Origin of the sequence: Nocardia sp. NPDC049526 (assembly GCF_044465765.1) — a bacterium.
Lineage (GTDB): Bacteria > Actinomycetota > Actinomycetes > Mycobacteriales > Mycobacteriaceae > Nocardia.
In genome coordinates, this window is record NZ_JBITMA010000009.1 from 262,758 (window position 1) to 278,665 (window position 15,908).

Genomic DNA, 15,908 nt, shown 5'->3' on the forward strand with positions numbered 1-15,908 from the left:
TGTTCGAAGACCTTCGGTATCCCCGACCAGACAGGCGGGGCGGGATGCCTGTGCCTGACCGACCCGAAGCCTACCGCTATAACCGTGTCTGAAACGTTACCGTGTGAGATTCAACCCAAAGGGGTCGTTTCGACAGGCCGAATCCATTGCGATGCGCCATAATTCGCGGTTCGCGAAAAGAATCGGGTTTGGTCCGATGCGCAACTTCCTCAGAGGTAGGACGTGTCGTTGACCAACCGAACCGATGAACCGCCGTCCGGATAGAACTCCGCGATCGATAGCGACGCCAGGTCCAAGTGCAGGCGGTACAGCAACGACGGACCGACACCGAGCGCCAACTGCAGCAGGGTCTTGATCGGGGTCACATGGCTGACCACCACGATGTTCTGGCCGGGATACAGGGCGAGCAGATCACGCCGCGCCGCCTCGACTCGTTCTCGCACCTGGTCGAAACTCTCGCCGTTCGGCGCGGGAGTCGAGGGATCGCCGAGCCAGCGGGCATGTAGTTGCGGATCTCGTTGTGCCGCTTCCTGGAAGGTGAGACCCTCCCATTCGCCGAAGTCGGTCTCGGTGAGGCCGTCGAGGACGCGCATCGGAATATCGAGTGCGGTCGCGGCGGCTTCGGCGGTCTCACGGGCGCGGCCGAGCGGGGAGGTGACAACCGCGGCGATGCCACCCTTCGCGGCGAGCATTTTCGCGGCGCGGGCGGCCTGTTCACGGCCGAGGTCGGTGAGAGGTGGGTTGCCGCGGCCGGAGTAGCGGCGCTCTATCGAGAGGGCGGTTTGACCGTGGCGCAGCAGGAGGAAGCGGGTCGGGCGGCCCGTTGCGCCGGTCCAGGCGGGTGCACTTTCGGCGGCGGCCGGCGTCTCGCGTTCGGCGGCTCGGGTATTCGATGCGGACGACTGCGCATCCCGGGCCTCGTCGATCCAGCTCGGGTGGTGCTCTTCGACGCCGTGCGCGGAGGTCTGCGGCTCGTCGGTCCAGCTGAGCAGCTGTTCTTCGGCCTCACGCACCTCTTCGGCCAGGGTGGCGGCCGCCGCGCCTGCATCGAGCAACTGCCGCTCGGCGGCGTGCACCTCGCCGATCAGCGTGGCGTCATCCATCGCCTCGTTCGCCAGCCGGTCGGCATGTGAGTTCTCGGCGCGTGGAATCCAGGTGAACGTCACGCTGTCGAAGCCGGCGACCAGCCTGCGTGCCCGGTCGGCCAGCGGAATCATGGACGCGTGCTTGACCTTCCAGCGGCCGGACATCTGCTCGACCACCAGCTTGGAATCCATCCGCACCGCCACCACGCGCGCACCCAACTCTGCCGCCGCCTCCAAACCCGCGATGAGCCCGCGGTATTCCGCGACATTATTGGTGGTGATGCCGACGTATTCCCTGCGCTCGGCGAGAATTCGGATGTGATCGGCACTGAAGACGACCGCGCCGTAACCGGCCGGGCCCGGATTGCCCCGGGAACCGCCGTCGGCCTCGACGATCACCTCGCGCTCGGTCATTGTTTCCCTCGTCCTCTTCGACAGCCGACCATCCGTCGCTGGGAGCGGACCGACGCGAGTACTGATACCCGCACCGGAAACCTCACAAACCCGACTCTTTGGTGCGCACCAGGATCGCACCGCATTCCGGACACCGCATGATCACATCCGGCGCGCTCTTGGCGATCCGCGCGATCTCGCCGCGGTCCAGTTCGATCCGGCACGCGCCGCACCGGCGGGCCTGCAGCAGCGCGGCGCCGACGCCGTGCTGGGTGCGCTGCCGGTCGTAGATGCTCAGCAGTTCGTCCGGGAACAGCGCGACCAGATCCTTGCGGTCGGAATCGCAACGGCCCTGCGCCACATCGAGATCCGCCAGCGCCTCGTCGCGCAGGCGCTGCGCATCGGCCAGCTCCTGCTCGGTCTTGCTGAGCCGTGCACCTGCGTGATCATGATCGGATGCCGACGCCTCGCGGCGCTCCATCACCTCGAGCAACTCGTCCTCGAGCACCGAACGGCGTCGCTCCAAGCTGCCCAGCTCGTGCTGAATTTCCGACAGCTGTTTGGCGCCCACCGAACCGGCGGTCAGCATGCCGCGGTCGCGCTCCTCGCGTTTGCGCACCGCGTCGACCTCGCCCTCCAGCTTGCGGATATCGCGGTCGAGATCGTCGAGCATGATCTCGACCGCCACCGCCGCATCCTTGTGCGCATTCCGCTCGCCCTCGAGCCGCGCCACCTCCTGCTGCTCGGGCAGCACGGTGCGCCGATGCGCGATCCGCGTCAGTTCGGCGTCGACGGCGGCGAGCTGGAGCAGCTTGGCCTGGACAGGCGGTTCGACATTCAACGCGGACAAACTCCTGGACGCTGTGGACGGATGGAGGCACGCGAGGTCGCGATGCCAGTCTTCAACCGTACCCCGGATGGTGGGTGATCCGGTCCGGGCCACGACCAGTGGCGGGCAAGTGCGTGGAACCGAGGCGGGGCGGGGACACCTACCGCAGCCGCATCACTGTCTCGATGGGTTCCCGCTTCACCGGTCGGACGGACAGCGGTTTCGTGCCATCGGCCCGGCCACATACTGGAGACTTCCGACCGGCCGACCGGAAAGAAGCGGTCACCTTGGTGACGCTGCACCCGTACCTGCCCGCTTGCTCCGCCGGCATGCGGGTGAACATGCCCCGACCCGCGTCATGCACGCTCTTGGCAGCACACTTACTTGGTTTCGTCACGAAGTATCGGGACGACTTCAGCATCAGCCCCGGACCGCCCGATGAACTGACGCGGCAGCTGCAATCTCCGATCGTCGCGATCAGCCGATCGCGACGGTGGTAGCTCGTACAGTCAGCTGCCGGGGGCCCGGGTTTTGATGGCGTCGCGGGAGATGAAGACGTCGTAGGTGCCGGGGGTGGCGATAACGGCGTTGCCGTAGGCGGAGCGGACGAAGGGGTCGGTCCACCACTTGTGGTTGCGCATATCGTTGAAGAAGTCCTGGTCGTCGCCGTTGACGAAGATCTGGTTCTGGGTGGTGGCCACGCCGTCGAGACGTTGGCCGTAGAGGCGGGTGACCTTGTAGCCGGAGTGGAAGCCGAGGGCGTTCACCCAGGGCTCCAATTCGACGATATTGGCCTGCAGCACCCACAGGTCACCCTCGACCTGATACTTCTCGTGCTTGTCGGGATGATGCTCGTCGCCGTAGAGGGTGAGGTCGACCTCGAGCCGGTGGTCTTGGCCCGCAACCTGATTCACCACCACGTGCGCGGCCTTGACCTCCCCGCTCAGTCCGAGGAACGTCTGCACGAGCGTGATCACCCACAGCAGCAGTACCGCGACGACCAGCAGCGCCAATCCGCCCGCGCCGCGCCCGAGCAAAACCCGCAATCCAACCTTGCGCACCATGACGAGCGCCGATATCAGCAACGCGACCGCGACCAGGATGATCAGCATCAGACCGATCTGCACGATCCCGAAGTCCACCGGGTAGTTCATGCGGTAGTTGTACCCCGAGCGGGCGCGTCAACTCACCTGAACCACAACCTAGTCCGGCAACACGCCCCGAACACGCCGTCGCACTGGCTGGTTCGGTATCGGATTACCGGGCAGCAATGGTCCAGGGGTCGGTGCGCAGGGTGGAGATGCGGGTTTCGAGGTCGGGCAGGGCGGTTCGGACTGCTGTCCGAGCCTGTGCGCACCAAGGGAATTCGGTGGCCCAGTGAGCGGCATCGATCACGGCGGGGCCGCCGCCGCGCAGGTGTTCGTCGACCGGATGGTGGCGCAGGTCGGAGGTGACGTAGGCGTCGACACCGAGGCGGGCAACCGTATTCAGATAGGAGTCGCCCGCGCCGCCGCACACCGCGACGGTCTGGATCATGCGGTCCGGGTCACCGGCCGCACGGACGCCCCAGGTGGTCGCGGGCAATGCGGCGGCGACCCGAGAGGTGAACTCGCGCAAGGACTCCGGTTCGGCCAGGGTGCCGACTCGACCGAGACCGAGCCCCGATGGCAGCGCCGCACGCTCGGTGACGTGATAGGCGGGATCCTCGTAGGGATGGGCCGACCGCAGCGCCGCCAGCACGGCGGTGCGCGCCGCGGGCGGTGCGATCACTTCGAGGCGATCCTCGTCGACCTGCTGCAACTCCCCGATCGCGCCGATCGCCGGATTCGCCCCTGCCACCGGACGAAACTGCCCGACTCCCGGCACCCGCAAAGCGCAGTCACGATAGGTTCCGCTGCCACCGGCACCGGCGGCGAACAGCGCCGCCAGCACCGCATCCGCATGCGAACGCGGCACCTGGACCACCCAATTGTCGACGGCGGCTCGCGGTTTCGAATCCAAAGGTCCGGTGACGGTGAGTCCGAGCGCCTCGGCCAGCGCATCGGAAACTCCCGGATCAGCGGAGTCCGCATTGGTGTGCGCCGCGAACAACGCACACCCGGACCGGATGAGCCGGTGCAGCAGAGCACCCTTGGGCGTATCGGCGGCGACCGTGTCGACCCCGCGCAACAGCAGCGGATGGTGCACCACCAAAGCCTGCGCCCGCCAATCGATCGCCTCATCCACCACGGCGGCAGTGGCATCCACCGCGAACAGCACCCGAGTCACCTCGTCGCCCGGGTCACCGCACACCAAACCCACCGAATCCCACGACTCCGCCAACTTCGGCGGATATGCCGCGTCGAGCACCCCGATGAGATCCGCCAGCGTCGTCACCATCCGCCTACCTCCGTATCCCGACTTCCGCCCGCACCAGCCGACGTCGAGCTCCGGCCGCACGGATTCCGGCTACCAAACGATCGACCTCGGCGGGACCGCGGACCGCGACGCGCACATAATCCACTCCGAGGCCCGGGAATGTGTCCGCGCGGCGGACCGCAATCCCCTGGTCTGCCAGGTGCTTTCGCAAGAGTTCACCGTCCGGCACGCGCAGCAGTAGGAACGGCCCGGCGGCGGGGGTGTGGACGTGTATGCCGACAGCGGTCAGTCGTTCGATCATCGAATCGCGTTCAGCGGCGATAGTGTGTGCGCGCTGTTGCGCCGCGGCGACCGCATCCGGCTCGGCGGTCGCGATAATCGCTTCCAGTTGCAGTGTGCCGAGTGGCCAGTGCGCGCGGCCGTGATTCAGGCGGGCCAGCAGTCGGGGCGCGCCGAGGAAGTAGCCGCAGCGCAGACCCGCCAGGGCCCAGGTTTTGGTGAGACTGCGCAGAACGAGGATGTCCGGTCCGGCCGTAGCGGCCAGTGACTGCGGTTCGCCGGGAATCGCATCGGCGAAGGCCTCGTCGACCACGATGATCCGCCCCGGTCGGCGCAGCGCGCGGATGGTGTCGGCGGGGTGCAGGACCGAGGTGGGATTGGTCGGGTTGCCGAGCACCACCAGGTCGGCGGCGGTGGGGACGAGCGCCGGGTCGAGGGTGTACGGCGGTTCGAGTACGACGCGGGTCACCGGGATATCGGCCTCACGCAGCGCAAGTTCGGGTTCGGTGAACGAAGGGTGCAGCACCGCGGCCAGTCGCGGTGTGAGTCGGGGCAGCATCGCGAAACCCTCGGCCGCGCCCGCCAGCAGCAACACTTCGTCGGTGGTGCGTCCGTGGCGAGCCGCCACCGCGGTGCGTGCGGCCAGTTCGTCGGCCGCGCTCGGATATCTGCCGAGGTCGTCGAGTCGCGCGGCCAGTCGGTTCCGCAGCCAGTCCGGCGGCACACTGCCCTGCACGTTCACCGCGAAATCGAGCATGCCGGGGCGCGCATCGACGTCACCGTGATGACGCAATTTCGCGTGATCGACACTCTCCGCTGGCACGAGAAAACACCCTACGTGGCGGTCCATCGGGACGACCGGCCAGAATAGCTGTCGTGGGTGAGTTGCACGTGTCGTTCGTCTGTACCGGCAACATTTGTCGATCGCCGATGGCGGAGAAGATGCTCGCGGTACACCTGTACCGCGAGGGACTCGCCGACCGCGTGCGGGTCAGCAGCGCGGGCACCGACGGCTGGCATGCCGGACAGGACGCCGACGCCCGCACCAATGCCACCCTGCGCCGCCACGGCTATCCGACCGGCCACGTCGCCGCGAAATTCGGCAACCAACACCGCGACGCCGACCTGCTGGTCGCCCTCGACTCCGGCCACGAACGCCGCCTCGCCACCCTCGGCGTCCCATCGGACCGCCGCCGCCTACTCCGCAGCTTCGACCCCGCTGCCGACGCCCTCGACGTCCCCGACCCGTACTACGGCGACACCGCCGACTTCGACCTGGTCCACGACCAGATCGCAGCCGCCATCCCGGGGCTGTTGGACTGGGTTCGTGCCACCCTCGCCGCGCGCAGCCCGATCGCCGCCGATGAGCCCGGAGACAAACCAGACCAATCAGTCTCTTACGAACCCGTCCCCGACGGACGCCCGTGATGCGCCGACTGACGTTCCTGCTGCGCCCGAGCTGGCTGATCCTGGCCGTACTCGTGGCGGCCTTCGCCTACCTCTGCTTCACCGTGCTCGCACCGTGGCAGCTCGGTAAGAACACCACCACCTCGCACCGCAACCAACTGATCGCCGATTCGGTGGACGCTGCCCCGATCGATATCGCCACCGTCCTGGACGACCGGGGCACCGATTCGCACGCCGAATGGCGACGTGTCACGGCGACCGGCAGCTATATGCCGAACTCGACCGTGCTGGTCCGCCTGCGCCACCTCGACGGCGCACCCGGCTACTCGGTACTGGCCACCTTCAAACTCGACGACGGCCGCATCCTGCTCATCGATCGCGGTCTCGTCGCGGCCGTCGACGGCTCCCGCCCACCGCAGATACCGGACCCGCCCGCCGGGCCGCAGAAGATCGAGGCGCGCATCCGGATGTCCGAGGGCGTCACCCCCGGTAAGGACCCGATGGTCCAGGACGGCTACCGCCAGGTGTATTCGGTGGACACCACACAGGAGATGACCGTCCTGCAGGAGCCCATGACCGCCATTCCCACCGGCGAACGCGGCGGCTACCTGCAGCTCAGCGAAAACCAGCCCGGCGCTTTCACCCCCACCCCCCTCCCACAACTCGACGCGGGCCCCTACCTCTCCTACGGCCTGCAATGGCTGGCCTTCGGCATCATGGCTCCCCTCGGCCTCGGCTACTTCGTCTACGCCGAGATCCGCGAGCGCCGCAAGGAAAAGGCCGAGGCCACCCCGCAGCCGACCCCGGCCGAAACGCCAACTCCCGCACCGGTGTCCACCAACGAGCAGCGCCTTGCCGACCGCTACGGCGGAAATCGCTGACCCCAGCGCTCACCAGGTTGCCGCCCGCACGCGGATCCTCGCACTACCGGACGAGTGAACTGCGCGGGCCCACCGAAGCGTGAATATCGGCCTGGAATCTGTTCATCCGATAACGGGTCTGAGCATGCAATTTCGTATCCGTGCCAGATATTTGCGAAAGCGCACGCCCAACCGTGAGCGGAGTCAGCGGCGCAGGACAGACCAGAGCGCGGCGGTCACGACTGCGCCCAATTGGACCGCCTCCGACATGCGTACGGCGCGACGGAGATCCGCGACCTGAGGTGCCGGGCCGTCCCCCAGGGTGGGACGCAGTTCGGTGCCGTAGCGGTACTGGGTCCGGCCGCCGAGGCAGACGCCGAGCGCGCCGGCCATGGTGGCCTCGACGACACCGGCATTCGGGCTGGGATGTTCGGCCGCGTCTCGACGCCAGGCGTGCAGTGCGTCGGCCGGGTGACCGCCTATCGCAGGGGCCAAAGCAGCGGTGAGCATGCCGGTGATGCGCGCGGGCACCAGATTAGCCAGATCGTCGACGCGAGCCGCGGCCCAGCCGAAGCGAAGGTACCGCTCGTTGCGGTAGCCGATCATCGCGTCCAATGTGTTGATCGCGCGATACCCGAGCAATCCGGGTGTCCCGGCGACCGCGCCCCACAGCAGCGGCGCGACCGTCGCGTCCGAGGTGTTCTCGGCAATGGATTCCAATGCGGCACGGGCCAATCCGTCCGCATCGAGCACCTCCGGATCCCGCCCGCACAGCGAAGGCAGCAGCGCCCGTGCGCCCGCCACATCATCGGACTCGAGCCGGTCGGCCATCTCCCGTCCGGCGCGCACCAGACTGCGCCCGCCGAGCACCGTCCACGTCGCCAGCGCGGTCGCAACTACCCCACCCCGCCGCAGCCCGAACCCGAACGCCGTTGTCGCACCGACCAACACCAGTTCGTGCACCGCCCCCGCCGAACGCCGATCGGCATAGGTCACCCGCTCGAGCGCACTTGCCGCCGCACCGAATCCGGCCACCGGATGCCACCGCCGTGGATCACCGAAAACGCGGTCGAGCGCGAACCCGAGCACCAGCCCGACCGCCGTGGAAGTCCCCGTTTGCACCCGGCGAGGGTAGCCGGTTGCCCTGACCCGATAGTGTCCGCGCCCGCCGGACGCGTCCCGTCCCGGGTAGTCGCACCCGAAACCGATGCGTTTATATCGCGCATCCCATCTCGACCGTCCAGGACCGCGTTGTCGAACTGGCCACGCGGAAAAGTAAGGCGGGCCTCTGCGGCGGCCTGATGGCTGCTCACGCTGGTGCGTTCCTTGCCTGAGCAACCCGCCAGCGCACCCCAGGAATCCGAAATGTCACACTCGCTAGCCCTGCGTCGTCATCAGGATGACGACGCATAAACTCGCCCCTGACGGGGCCGTACGACCGAACGGCGAGACCAGTGACTGCAGACCAGCCTTCCTCCGAACCCATCGACCAGGCCGAGTTGGCTCGGCGTTTCGAGGAGCACCGGCCGTATCTGCGCAGGCTCGCCTACAGCACGCTCGGCAGTCTCACCGATGCCGACGATGTGGTGCAGGAGGCATGGCTGCGGCTGCAGCGTCAGTACGAGGCCGGGACCGCAGGCGAGATCGAGAATCTACGGGCCTGGCTCTCCACGGTCACCGGGCGGCTGGCCCTCGATCAGCTCGGTTCGGCTCGCGCCCGGCGCGAGCAGTACGTCGGTGAATGGTTGCCGGAGCCCGAGGTCACGACCTGGGATGATCCGGCCGACCGGATCACGCAGGACGAGCGTGTCACCACGGCGCTGCTGGTCGTACTGGAATCCCTCTCGCCCGCCGAGCGCACCGCATTCGTGCTGCAGGATGTGTTCGGCATGAGCGGTCCCGAGGTCGCCGAGGTCGTCGGGCGCACACCGGCGGCCGTGCGGCAGCTCGCCTCGCGCGCACGCAAGCGCGTCGAGGACGGCACCCCCCGCTTCCCCGCCTCGCCCGACGAGCAGGAGAAGGTCGTCTCGGCCTTCGCGGTCGCCTGGCGCTCGGGTGATCTGAGTGCGCTGCTCGGTGTGCTCGATGCCAATGTCAGCCTGACCGCCGACGGCGGCGGCAAGGTCCCCGCTATCCGCCAGCCCGTGCGCGGCGCCGAACTCATCGCGAAGATGCTGCTCGGCTGGTACCACGCACCGTCCGCGGCAGGCGCCTGGGGCCGCGCGGTCCTGGTCAACGGCGCGCCCGGTCTGGTCGTCTTCGACGGCACCCACACCGGCGTCTTCTCCTTCACCATCGACAACGGCAGCATCGTCGCCATCAATGTCGTCCGCAACCCGGACAAGCTGCACGACCTGCCCACCGAAGGCGCCCCCGACTGGTACCTCGGCCCGAACGCCGAATGACCCACGCGGCCCGCACATTTCGATGTGCGGGCCGCTGTCGGCTAGGTTGGCGCTCGGGCCACGGGTGCTTCTCGCTCGACATCGGTCCCGGATCGATTGCGCCGCAACATGATGAGCCGGACACCGCGAGCGAGCAGAACACCCGCGCCCGCCAATGCGGCAATGCCGAGAAATACCACGAGACCAGGCCAAACGTAGGTCACCTGGAGGAAAGTCGGGGCCCGGCCGCGGAAGAGCAAACCTGCGAGCTGTGGTAGCGCGATGAGGATCGGGATCGGGGCGAGATAAGGCAATTGGCGCAGGGCGATCAGCCAGCTGGGCCGGGTGGTCTGCCGATCGGCCCAGCGGCGCGATCGCACCAGGCAGAGCACACCGAGTGCGAGAGTCGCGAGCGTGAGCAGTGCCATGCCCCAGTCGGCGTAGATGCCCCACGGGCGGTGCACATCCGGTGACTCGCCCCGGGTCAGCTCGACCAAGCCCTGCGCGATGATCCTGGGATCATCCTCGAGCGCCAATCCGGTATCGGCTATGACAGCGATCCCGTATCCGGTATCGGGCACCAAGACCTGTGCGGCGGTGTAGGTGAACCAGTCACCGTAGTGCACGATCTGATCGGATTGTTCACGCTGCCAACCCATTCCGTATCCGTCGTCACCGACTCCGGAGGGTGTGTGCATCTCGGTCACCGCGGCCGCGGACACCACCCGGTGCCCGTCCGGTGCCACGCCACCGTTGTTCTGGGTGATCAGCCACGCGGCCAGATCGGCGGCCGTGGTGATCACACCGTGGCTACCGCCGACGAACCAATCGGGCTCGGCGACCGGTATCGCGAAGCCGTAGGCCCGAATGTATCCGTGCGTCACATCCTCGGCGTCGCGCGGCGAATTCACTGTCGTGCTGTCGCGCATCCCGATGGGCCCGAATACATTTCGCCGCAAATAATCCGCGAACGGTTCCCCGCTGACCACCTCTACCAGCCGAGCGGCCACCTGGTAGTTCGGGTTGTGATAGTGGAATTCCGTCCCCGGATCGGCGGCCAGTTTCGCCGCATGTAGCCGGTCGACCGCCCCGGCCAGCGAATCCGCCTGTGGCCGGCGCAGATCGGGAAATGCGGTATCCGACATTCCGGACGTCTGATTCAACAACTCCCGCACGGTGATCCGATCACCGCGCGAATCGGCCAACCGAAAGCCGGTGAGATACTCACGCACCGGCGCGTCGAGCCGCACCTTCCCCGCATCGACCAACTGCAGCACGGCCAGCGCCGTCATGGACTTGCTCACCGAGGCGATCGGCATACGCGACGTCGCGCTGATCCCCGCACCGCTCGAATCGTGACCGTACCCCGCGACATACACCACCCGATCCCCATGGGTAATGGCGATCGAAGCCCCCGGCAACCGTGTCCGGGAAAGGTATTCGGACATATATCGATCCACTGCCGCCGGATCGACGCCCTCCGCCGTCGGTGCCGCGACCGCAGTACCGACCGACGGCAACAGCACCAGCAGTAATGCGATCACCACCACCCGCCGCAGGTATTCCGCAGTCACCGCTTTCGCCCTTCTCGTTGCGCGGCCGCGGATCCACCATCGCACCACGTCAGCCCGCCAACCCAACCGGTTCGGGTATCGAATATCCGTGCGCCGCCGCAACCTCTGCCGACAATAACCGCCCTTTATCCGCGGTGACACCGTGTGCGAGATCGGGATGCACCGTGCACGCCTCCCGCCACCCGTGGTCGGCGATCGCGCGCACATACGGCAGCGTGGCATTGGTGAGCGCCACGGTCGCGGTGTGCGGCACCGCGCCCGGCATATTCGCCACACAGTAGTACAGCGAATCAGCCACGCGGAAAGTGGGATTCGCATGCGTCGTCGGGCGTGAACCGGCGAAGCACCCGCCCTGATCGATGGCGATATCCACCAGCACCGACCCCGGCCGCATTCCGCGAACCAGTTCCTCGGACACCAGCTTCGGCGCCCGCGCGCCGGGCACCAGCACCGAACCGATGACGAGATCCGCCGCCAGCACGGCCCGTTCGACCTCGACAGTATTCGAGGCCACCGTCGAGATACGCCCTTCGAACCGCGCGTCGAGCTCGCGCAGTCGCGTCAAATTCGTATCCAGCACAGTGACTTTCGCGCCCATCCCGGCCGCGACCGTGGCCGCGTTCGTCCCCGCGACACCACCGCCGAGCACCACCACATCGGCCGGAAGCACCCCCGGTACCCCGCCGAGCAATAGCCCGGCACCGCCGAGCGGCGCCATCAGGTGATACGCGCCGACCTGTGGGCCGAGCTTGCCCGCGACCTCGCTCATCGGTGCGAGCAGCGGGAGCGCCCCATCCGCCGCCCGCACCGTCTCATAGGCGATCGCGGTTATCCCGGACCGCAGAATCGCATCGGTGCACTCGCGCGACGCGGCCAGATGCAGATATGTGAACAGCACCTGCTCCCGTCGCAGGCGCGGATACTCCTGGGCGATCGGCTCCTTGACCTTCAGTACCAGCTCGCCCTCCCACCACACCTGCTCGACGGTGGGCACCATCCGCGCACCGGCGGCGACATAATCCGCATCCGAAAATCCGGACCCCACCCCCGCACCGGCCTGGATCAGCACTTCGTGCCCGTGCCGTACCAGTTCCCCGGCACCGGCCGGGGTCAGCGCCACTCGAAACTCCTGCTCCTTGACCTCCCGCGGAACTGCGATCCTCATATCGCCATCGTGGACCACCAATGGTCCCGGCGCCATGAACGCCGCGCTGAGCGCACCGCCGGATTCCGAGGGCGCTCACACAGCGAACGTCTCACCCAGCTTCGGAATGCGCAGCTGCTCGCCCCGCCCGGCGTACCCGAAATTCTGCTCCAGGCGCTCGAGCGTCTCACTGAAATGCGCCCATCCCTCGGCATGCACCGGCACGATCACCGCATCGCCCAACGCCTCGGCGGCCTGCACCGCGGTACGGGCGTTCAGGGTGAGATCGATATCGCCGAACCGGCCGACATTCGCGGCACCGGTGAACAGGATCGCTATATCGATCCGGCCGATCCGTGCCACGATCTGCTCGACGACCTCGACCGAGGCATTGTCACCCGATACGTACACGGTCGGCAGCCCCTCGGCCTGTAATACGAACCCGGTCACCACGCCGGTCTGCGACTCGCACCCCGCGGGCCCGTGCAGTGCGGGCACAGCCGTCACGCGCACGTCACCCAGTGTGACGGTCTCCCAATTCGCCAGTCCCCGAACACCTTCGATGCGATCGGCGGCATCAGGGGTCGACAAGACGGTCGGCACTGTCGAGAGGAATTCACGGCCGGAGTGATCCAAATTGTCGTCGTGCTGGTCGTGCGACAGCAGCACGACGTCCACCGGCCCCACCTGGTCCACCGAAACAGCAGGGCCGGTGAGCTTGTGCAGCGTGATCGGGCCGGGGTAGTCGCCCGGAGCGTCGAAGGTGGGATCGGTCAGCCAAGTCAGGGTGCCGTACCGGAAGCGCAGGGTGGGCCCGCCGATATGCAGGGCTTCGATGGTGGTGCGTGCAATCGTCTCGGTCATGGGATCAATACTTGTCGCCCCGATATTCGACCAATAGTGGCCCGTGAGCCGCTTAGCGATAAGATCGGGCCATGCGTTCCGTCGCCGCTCTGGCCTTCGACGGGGTTATCCCCTTCCATCTGTCGGTACCGACGCTGGTCTTCGGCCGCGTCGGCACCGAGGGCACACCCGACTATCGCGTCGAGGTGTGCGCTGAAAATCCCGGCACCCTGCGGACCCCGGCCGGTTTCGACATCGTCGTGAAGACCGGACTCGACGCCTTCGAGCGCGCCGACATGGTGGTGATCCCGAGCTGGCAGCGCGATATGAGCATCTCGGCGGAACTGCGCGACGCACTGCATCGAGCTCACGCCAGGGGTGCCCGGATCGTCGGCCTGTGCCTGGGTTCCTTCGCGGTGGCGGCGAGCGGTCTGGCGGACGGTCGGGAAATCACCACCCACTGGGCCGCTGCCGCCGATTTGGCCGCGACCTATCCGAAGGTCCGGGTCCGCGCCGACACCCTCTGGACCGACCTCGGCGATATCGTCACTTCCGCGGGCGTCGCCGCCGCGCTCGACTGCTGCCTGCACCTGGTCCGCGACGACCTCGGCAGCCGGGCCGCCACCGAACTGGCCAGGTCGCTCGTGACCGCCCCGCACCGCAGCGGCTCCCAGGCCCAGTACATACCGGTCGCCGTGCCCGAAGCCGCCGACGACGACCCGATCGAACGCGCGATGGTCTGGGCGCGAACGAATCTCGGCGAGCCGATCGACCTGGACAATTGGGCTCGCATCGCACTCATGTCGCGACGCACCTTTACCCGCCGCTTCCGTGAACGCACCGGAAACAGTCCGCAGCAGTGGTTGCTGCAACAACGCGCCGACCGCGCCCGGCTGCTCCTGGAATCCACCACCGACACCATGGATCGCATTGCCGCCGAGACCGGCTTCGGCACCGCGGTCAGCCTGCGCCACCACTTCCACCGCATCCTCGGCACCAGCCCGGCCGCGCACCGCGCGCTGTTCTCGGGCACCCCGGTCCCGGCGGAGTAGCAGCTCCGGCTGCCTTCGCCCACCCCGTCGGCTCCACCGCTTTCGGTCCCCTTATGTTTTCGGCATGAGGATCGAGGTAAGCGGACATACGCCCGAAATCGACGAGACCGCGTGGATCGCACCGAACGCCACCGTAATCGGACGCGTGCAACTCGCCGCCGAGGTGAGCATCTGGTACAGCGCCGTACTGCGCGGTGACCTCGAGGCGATCAGCGTCGGCGCGCGCACCAACATTCAGGACGGGTGCGTACTGCACGCCGACCCCGGCTTCGCGCTCACCGTCGGCACCGGAGTTTCGGTGGGACACAATGCGATCCTGCACGGCTGCACCGTCGGCGATGATGTGCTCGTCGGCATGGGCGCCACGGTGCTCAATGGCGCGGTCATCGGCGCGGGCAGTCTGATCGCCGCCAATGCCCTGATTCCGGAGGGTGCGCAGATTCCGCCCGGCTCGCTGGTCGCGGGGGTGCCCGGCAAGGTGCGTCGCGAGTTGAGCGCGGCCGAGCAGGACGGCATCCGACTCAATAGCGCTGTATACCTGCACAACATGGCCAATCACCGAGACGCGAAACAGGTGTGAGACAGAGCACACTGATCAATTGACCAAACTAAATCGCTGATAGCATTCTGCCAGCGTGCCCGGTATCCCGGGGTCTCCCGCCGACACAGCTGTCGAGTGGTCTGCAGCGCGGAGGGCGAGCCCACCGGGATGGTGGCCGCAGAGCGTGCAGGCAGGAGGTAACACGGTGGCGTACGTGCAGCAGAGTATGCACCGGCCGTCGGGGCGGATCAGCGTGGCCGATATCGCGGCCCAGCCGGGTGGGGTCGAGGCGCTACAGCGGCGAGTGCACGAGTTGCGCTCCAGCGGAGTGGATTTCGCCGCCAATGCGATCGAAAAGGAGATGGCGGAACTGGATCTGCCGCGCACATAATCGCGCGTCCGCCTGTCGTCGGTCGGGCTCTGGTGCCGATCCGCGGTCGAACCGCCGCGACCCGGTGAAATAATGAACGGCACGCACCCGCACCGTCGCGACGCCCAGACACCATCGGCGTCCCGAGCCGATTCGACTGGAGCTTCGATGCCGACCGTTCCGCCCATCCTCCAGCGCATCCTGGAAAAGCCCGTCAGCGACGGTGAGAAGCTGCTGGAGAGCGCGCTGTCGGCGTTCCTGGACTTCGGCATCAAACGCACCAGCATGGGCGAGATCGCCCGGCGCGCCGGAATCAGCCCGGCCACCCTGTATCGCCGCTTCGAATCGAAGAACGATCTGGTCGAGGCGGTCAGCGTGCGCGAGGCGCAGCGTTTCGTCGCCGAGATCGATAAGCGGGTGCAGAAGGTCGACGGCGTCGAGGAACAGCTGATCGAGATCTTCGTCGCGGTCATCACCGAGATCGCGGGCAACGAGCTGTTGCGGCGGCTGCTGCGCACCGAACCCGATCTCATCCTGCCCCGATTGACTACCGAAGCCGGACCGATCATCGCAGTCGGGCGCACCTATCTGGCGGAGAAACTGCGCGAATTCCGCAGCGGTGCGAATGACGACTTCGACTTCGAACTCGTCGCCGAGATCATGGCGCGGCTGGCACTGTCGCTGGCATTGACACCCGACGGGCTCATTCCGATCGACGATGTGGCGGCGGGTCGGGATTTCGCGCGACGCACGTTGCTGCCGATGGTCGGTGTCCGGGCCACCGCATAA

At 67.3% G+C, this 15,908-nt stretch carries 16 protein-coding genes; 7 read left to right on the forward strand and 9 right to left on the reverse strand.

All coding sequences use genetic code 11. The features are described from left to right. Positions 1-209: 209 nt before the first annotated feature. The 5 genes from ACIBW7_RS27900 to cobC all read right to left on the reverse strand — a co-directional run bounded on the left by ACIBW7_RS27900 (position 210) and on the right by cobC (position 5,767). Positions 210-1,499 carry a bifunctional RNase H/acid phosphatase gene (locus tag ACIBW7_RS27900; RefSeq protein ID WP_397051256.1) on the reverse strand — a complete coding sequence of 430 codons (1,290 nt, stop codon included), beginning with the start codon at positions 1,497-1,499 and terminating at the stop codon, positions 210-212. A gap of 82 nt (positions 1,500-1,581) precedes the next feature. Beyond that, positions 1,582-2,319, reverse strand: a complete 738-nt coding sequence (locus ACIBW7_RS27905; RefSeq protein WP_397051258.1) for a zinc ribbon domain-containing protein — start codon at positions 2,317-2,319, stop codon at positions 1,582-1,584. A gap of 497 nt (positions 2,320-2,816) precedes the next feature. Continuing rightward, positions 2,817-3,461, reverse strand: coding sequence for a hypothetical protein (locus ACIBW7_RS27910; protein ID WP_040688334.1), 645 nt, complete (start codon positions 3,459-3,461; stop codon positions 2,817-2,819). A gap of 103 nt (positions 3,462-3,564) precedes the next feature. Then, positions 3,565-4,686 carry a Nif3-like dinuclear metal center hexameric protein gene (locus ACIBW7_RS27915; RefSeq protein ID WP_397051261.1) on the reverse strand — a complete coding sequence of 374 codons (1,122 nt, stop codon included), beginning with the start codon at positions 4,684-4,686 and terminating at the stop codon, positions 3,565-3,567. Between the two features lie 4 nt (positions 4,687-4,690). After that, positions 4,691-5,767 (reverse strand): Rv2231c family pyridoxal phosphate-dependent protein CobC, encoded by a 1,077-nt coding sequence (cobC, locus tag ACIBW7_RS27920; RefSeq protein ID WP_397051263.1) that lies wholly within the window; start codon positions 5,765-5,767, stop codon positions 4,691-4,693. A 44-nt stretch (positions 5,768-5,811) separates the two neighbouring features. Here cobC and ACIBW7_RS27925 point away from each other — a divergent pair, with 44 nt between their 5' ends. Further along, positions 5,812-6,372 (forward strand): low molecular weight protein-tyrosine-phosphatase, encoded by a 561-nt coding sequence (locus tag ACIBW7_RS27925; RefSeq protein ID WP_397051659.1) that lies wholly within the window; start codon positions 5,812-5,814, stop codon positions 6,370-6,372. After that, positions 6,372-7,232, forward strand: a complete 861-nt coding sequence (locus ACIBW7_RS27930; protein WP_397051265.1) for an SURF1 family protein — start codon at positions 6,372-6,374, stop codon at positions 7,230-7,232. The genes ACIBW7_RS27925 and ACIBW7_RS27930 overlap by 1 nt, the downstream gene beginning before the upstream one ends. A gap of 183 nt (positions 7,233-7,415) precedes the next feature. Here ACIBW7_RS27930 and ACIBW7_RS27935 read toward each other — a convergent pair whose 3' ends face one another. Then, on the reverse strand, positions 7,416-8,333 hold the full coding sequence (locus ACIBW7_RS27935) for a cobalamin biosynthesis protein (RefSeq protein ID WP_397051267.1): 918 nt from the start codon (positions 8,331-8,333) through the stop codon (positions 7,416-7,418). Between the two features lie 332 nt (positions 8,334-8,665). On the opposite strand from ACIBW7_RS27935, the gene sigJ reads away from it, so the two are divergent. Next, positions 8,666-9,616 carry an RNA polymerase sigma factor SigJ gene (gene sigJ, locus ACIBW7_RS27940; protein ID WP_397051269.1) on the forward strand — a complete coding sequence of 317 codons (951 nt, stop codon included), beginning with the start codon at positions 8,666-8,668 and terminating at the stop codon, positions 9,614-9,616. 41 nt (positions 9,617-9,657) lie between these two features. On the opposite strand, the gene ACIBW7_RS27945 is transcribed toward sigJ, so the two are convergent. The 3 genes from ACIBW7_RS27945 to ACIBW7_RS27955 form a co-directional block, all read right to left on the reverse strand. Further along, positions 9,658-11,169, reverse strand: a complete 1,512-nt coding sequence (locus ACIBW7_RS27945; protein ID WP_397051271.1) for a serine hydrolase domain-containing protein — start codon at positions 11,167-11,169, stop codon at positions 9,658-9,660. A 49-nt stretch (positions 11,170-11,218) separates the two neighbouring features. Beyond that, complete coding sequence (ald, locus tag ACIBW7_RS27950; RefSeq protein ID WP_397051273.1) at positions 11,219-12,334, reverse strand: alanine dehydrogenase; 1,116 nt, start codon at positions 12,332-12,334, stop codon at positions 11,219-11,221. A gap of 75 nt (positions 12,335-12,409) precedes the next feature. Beyond that, on the reverse strand, positions 12,410-13,177 hold the full coding sequence (locus tag ACIBW7_RS27955) for an MBL fold metallo-hydrolase (RefSeq protein WP_397051275.1): 768 nt from the start codon (positions 13,175-13,177) through the stop codon (positions 12,410-12,412). A gap of 71 nt (positions 13,178-13,248) precedes the next feature. Between ACIBW7_RS27955 and ACIBW7_RS27960 the strand changes: the two genes are divergently transcribed. The 4 genes from ACIBW7_RS27960 to ACIBW7_RS27975 all read left to right on the forward strand — a co-directional run bounded on the left by ACIBW7_RS27960 (position 13,249) and on the right by ACIBW7_RS27975 (position 15,908). After that, positions 13,249-14,208, forward strand: coding sequence for a GlxA family transcriptional regulator (locus tag ACIBW7_RS27960; protein ID WP_040688322.1), 960 nt, complete (start codon positions 13,249-13,251; stop codon positions 14,206-14,208). A gap of 64 nt (positions 14,209-14,272) precedes the next feature. Next, on the forward strand, positions 14,273-14,788 hold the full coding sequence (locus ACIBW7_RS27965) for a gamma carbonic anhydrase family protein (protein ID WP_397051278.1): 516 nt from the start codon (positions 14,273-14,275) through the stop codon (positions 14,786-14,788). Positions 14,789-14,954: 166 nt separating this feature from the next. Next, positions 14,955-15,140 carry a hypothetical protein gene (locus ACIBW7_RS27970; protein ID WP_364345428.1) on the forward strand — a complete coding sequence of 62 codons (186 nt, stop codon included), beginning with the start codon at positions 14,955-14,957 and terminating at the stop codon, positions 15,138-15,140. 147 nt (positions 15,141-15,287) lie between these two features. Then, complete coding sequence (locus ACIBW7_RS27975; protein ID WP_397051280.1) at positions 15,288-15,908, forward strand: TetR/AcrR family transcriptional regulator; 621 nt, start codon at positions 15,288-15,290, stop codon at positions 15,906-15,908.

Bases quoted from the DNA above. Each gene is read 5' to 3' on its own strand.
- ald (WP_397051273.1), bottom strand. From the start codon at position 12,334: ATGAGGATCGCAGTTCCGCGGGAGGTCAAGGAGCAGGAGTTTCGAGTG.
- ACIBW7_RS27930 (WP_397051265.1), top strand. From the start codon at position 6,372: ATGCGCCGACTGACGTTCCTGCTGCGCCCGAGCTGGCTGATCCTGGCC.
- ACIBW7_RS27975 (WP_397051280.1), top strand. From the start codon at position 15,288: ATGCCGACCGTTCCGCCCATCCTCCAGCGCATCCTGGAAAAGCCCGTC.
- ACIBW7_RS27900 (WP_397051256.1), bottom strand. From the start codon at position 1,499: ATGACCGAGCGCGAGGTGATCGTCGAGGCCGACGGCGGTTCCCGGGGC.
- ACIBW7_RS27965 (WP_397051278.1), top strand. From the start codon at position 14,273: ATGAGGATCGAGGTAAGCGGACATACGCCCGAAATCGACGAGACCGCG.
- ACIBW7_RS27955 (WP_397051275.1), bottom strand. From the start codon at position 13,177: ATGACCGAGACGATTGCACGCACCACCATCGAAGCCCTGCATATCGGC.
- ACIBW7_RS27915 (WP_397051261.1), bottom strand. From the start codon at position 4,686: ATGGTGACGACGCTGGCGGATCTCATCGGGGTGCTCGACGCGGCATAT.
- ACIBW7_RS27910 (WP_040688334.1), bottom strand. From the start codon at position 3,461: ATGAACTACCCGGTGGACTTCGGGATCGTGCAGATCGGTCTGATGCTG.
- ACIBW7_RS27960 (WP_040688322.1), top strand. From the start codon at position 13,249: ATGCGTTCCGTCGCCGCTCTGGCCTTCGACGGGGTTATCCCCTTCCAT.